The sequence below is a fragment of the Halobacillus sp. BBL2006 genome, from assembly GCF_000786645.1.
Lineage (GTDB): Bacteria > Bacillota > Bacilli > Bacillales > Halobacillaceae > Halobacillus.
In genome coordinates, this window is sequence record NZ_JRNX01000188.1 from 1 (window position 1) to 3,756 (window position 3,756).

At 42.1% G+C, this 3,756-nt stretch carries 4 protein-coding genes; 2 read left to right on the plus strand and 2 right to left on the minus strand.

What is annotated here, in order from left to right:
* Positions 1-1,326: FAD-dependent oxidoreductase (locus LD39_RS06695; RefSeq protein WP_035544342.1), on the minus strand; the 1,326-nt coding region annotated here is incomplete at its 3' end.
* A 256-nt stretch (positions 1,327-1,582) separates the two neighbouring features.
* Here LD39_RS06695 and LD39_RS06700 point away from each other — a divergent pair.
* Complete coding sequence (locus tag LD39_RS06700; protein ID WP_035544343.1) at positions 1,583-2,017, plus strand: universal stress protein; 435 nt, start codon at positions 1,583-1,585, stop codon at positions 2,015-2,017.
* Positions 2,018-2,089: 72 nt separating this feature from the next.
* A complete protein-coding gene (locus LD39_RS06705; RefSeq protein ID WP_035544345.1) occupies positions 2,090-2,545 on the plus strand; it encodes a GNAT family N-acetyltransferase in 456 nt (151 codons plus the stop codon).
* Between the two features lie 71 nt (positions 2,546-2,616).
* Here the strand turns inward: LD39_RS06705 and LD39_RS06710 are convergent.
* On the minus strand, positions 2,617-3,756 hold a 1,140-nt coding region (locus LD39_RS06710; RefSeq protein ID WP_035544346.1), incomplete at its 5' end, for an MFS transporter.

Below are 3,756 nucleotides of genomic sequence, written 5' to 3' on the forward strand. Positions count from 1 at the left end.
CCCCGCCATATTCACAGGATCTTTGGCGGAAGAATAAGGAGGGGCATAGGCGAGCTCCAAATCCGCGAGATCCGCCACATGTAATCCACCTTTAATCGCTGTGGCAATCACATCGATTCGTTTTTCTACTCCCTTGTATCCAACAGCCTGCGCACCGAATATTTTGCCTGTCTCAGGGTCGAATATCAGTTTTAGTGCAATCGCCTGACCGCCAGGGTAGTATGTGGCATTGGACGCCGGGTGGATGTGAATCGCTTCTGAATTTATGCCTAAGTTAGCCAGCACCTTTTCATTGTTTCCTGTTGCAGCCACAGTTAGATCGAAGACTTTTGCCACAGAAGTTCCTAACGTTCCTCGATAGGAAGCTTCTTTTCCATGGATATGATCCGCCACAAGTCTTCCCTGACGATTGGCTGGCCAGGCGAGCGGCACCATCCTCGGAACCTGCTGGATATAGTCTTTGACCTCGATTACGTCTCCAACAGCATAAATATCCGTATCTCTCGTTTGAAGATGCTCATTGACGACGATTCCACCGCGTTTGCCAATTTCAAGTCCTGCCTGTTCGGCAAGCTCATTCTCAGGACGAACACCGATCGCTAAAATCGTAAGGTCACTGGATAATTTCGTCCCACTTTCGAGAATGATGGTTTTTCCTTCATTTTCAAAGGCCTTCACTCCATCTTCCAAAATCAGCTGTACTCCTTTATCCACTAACTCCTTGTGGACGAGAGAGGCCATTTCGTAATCAAGCGGTGCCATGACCTGGTTTCCCAGCTCTATGAGCGTCACCTGTACTCCGCGGTGCACTAAGTTTTCTGCCATTTCTAAGCCGATAAAACCTCCGCCGATGACGACGGCTCTCTCCGGTTGTTTGTTATCGACCCATGCCTTGATTTGATCGGTGTCAGGCACAGATCTCAAGGTAAATACATGATTGGCTTCTTTTAACCCGTCAAAAGGAGGAACAATCGGCCGTGCGCCTGGAGATAGAATTAATTTATCAAAGCTTTCTCTATATAGGTCACCCGTTCTTAAATCCTTAATCGCAAGCGTCCGGTTCTCTCGATCGATGCCCACGGCTTCACTCAAGTTGCGGATATCAAGGTTAAATTTCTTGGACATTCCTTCAACCGTCTGGACAAGCAGTGAATCCCGGTTGGTGATCACGTCACCGATATAATAGGGCAGACCGCAATTCGTAAAAGAGATGTATTCTCCTTTTTCAATCATAATAATTTCATCTTTCTCGTTAAGCCTTCGCAGTCTTGCTGCAGCTGTAGCCCCTCCAGCCACACCGCCGACAATAATGATTTTTCTAGCCATTCAACCTCACTCCTCATTAAGTAAATACAGTATAGGGTATTAGATAAGATAATAAATGTGAATTATTTCACAATAAGTCGATAGTTAAATTGTACTCCCGGGTAAAACAAAATACAATATACCTACCCGTGTATATATTGTGACAAATTTCACAACTTTGGTGGAAAGGCTTAGCTCCCATATGAAAACGCTGTCAAATGTGATAAAATAAGGGTGTAGGTTAGTTAATAAAATTTATAATTTGGAGGGTTTCCCAATGACTAAGAAAATCCTCGTCGCTTATGATGGCAGTGAACCTAGTAAACAGGCCGTATTGGAAGCAAAAAATCATTCAGTGGAAACACCGGACAGAGAGATCCACATCGTCTCCGTCGTCAAACCTACAGGACCATTCACAAACAGAGCTGTCTCTAAACAGATAGGCGATGAAATGGCTAAAAATTATGAATTTGACTTGCAGGAAATCAAGCAAGAGATCGAATCAGAGAATGTCGCTGTTGTCACAAACGTTCTCGTTGGAGAATTAGAAAATAATCCTGGCGAAAATGTATGCGAGTATGCAAAAGAAAACGACATCGACTTTATCATTGTCGGAAGTCGTGGATTAGGTAATGTTAAACGAATTTTCCTCGGCAGTGTCAGTAACAATATTGTTCAGCATGCATCATGCCCTGTACTTGTCATAAAATAAACCATCAAAGTGTCTTCCTTTAAGGTAAGGGAGACACTTCTTTTATTATCAGATTATTGGAGTGGTGTGTATATGTACGAATTCCAAGTAAGAAAAATTGAAAATCTGATGCAGTATGATTTATCTGATTTAGCAGCGGAGGGCAAAAAAGATGGTTTTCGTTTTCTGGAAAGGTTAATAAGGGATTATGATGATGGCTCGAACACTTTTAGTGACTGTGGAGAGGCAATTTATGGAGTGTTTAACAAGGAAAGAGTAATTATTGCGATTGGCGGGCTTAACGTAAATCCATTTTCATACGAGCAAAGAATAGCTCGATTAAGAAGGTTTTATGTTTCTAAAGCTTATCGCAGAAAAGGGGTGGGGAGGCTGTTATTAAATAACATTAAGAGCTATGCAAAAATGAATTTTGATGTTTTAGTTCTTCATACCGATACAAAACAAGGAGATCAATTCTATACTTCCTTTGGATTTACAAAAGCTGATAAATATTCTAACTCCACTCACTATCTAATGTTAAAAGAATAAAAAGGCTATTTTCACATGGAAAATAGCCTTTTTATTCTCTTTTTATACCTCTCAGGAGGTGGTTTTCATTTCTAATCCAGCTCTCTCAGTTCTTTAAATGTTAGAAAAACAAAACCTGCGAACAAAGTAACTAAGACTGCGCCCACTGCCATGATATTATCGATAGACACTCCTAAAGCAAGCACTCCTGACGTAATCGCATAACTTACAGGGATCAACCCCATGGAAGCAAGAGAGATTAATCCCATCACGCGTCCCAATACTTTTTCATCGATGATGCTTTGGATTGCCGATATCGAAGAGATATTGGAAAAGGAAAGGCACATCCCGAATAACCCTAACATGAGAATACTTTGCCATAACTCTGTCGTGAAGCTCAACCCTGTAAAAGCGATGCCTGAAAGCACGAGTGTACTTAAAGTCAACTTTCCACGGTTTTTTTTGGCATTCAAAATACCGATCAGTATGGATCCAACAAGCATTCCCCCGGCAAGGCCGGCTTCTAAGAAACTGAAATCCACCGCTGATCCTTCCAAGATATTTTTCACAAAAAGAGGAAGCCCCATCGACATCGGTCCTACAATAAAAAGATTAAGGAATACGGTCGCAAGCACGATCAATGTCAACAATCGGGATTCTTTTACATAGACAAAACCTTCTTTGAACGTCTCCCAGAAATCTTTTTCCTTATTTTCTTGCTGAGTGTCTGAGTTTTTAATTTTCATAGAAAAGATGAAGAGGCTGGCAATGATCAGCATAACGGCTGTCGTTACGAACACTGCGACATAATTTCCATAGGCGATGATGACGCCTGCAATCATTGGGGCCAGGATAAATGACGTTTGGTTCGTCATCTGGATAATCGAGTTTCCGCGCGTCAGGTTTTCTTTATGGACAATCATTGGAATGACTGCACTCTCAGCCGCCCAGAAGAAAGCATCAAGAATTCCGAAGAAGAAAGCGAAGCCAACGAATGTCCATAAGGTGATTCCACCGAACAGAAACCAGACCACAAGACCTGCTAAAAGAAGACCTCTAATGAAATCGGACAAAAACATGATTTTCGTTTTACTATAACGGTCAGCGACTGTCCCGCTGATGATCATGAACAACAGTCTCGGAATACTTGCGGCAATATAGATGAACCCGAGGGAGGCATCCAAGTTCAACACGTTGACGACGTACCAGCTTTGAGAGAATAAGAAAAAAGA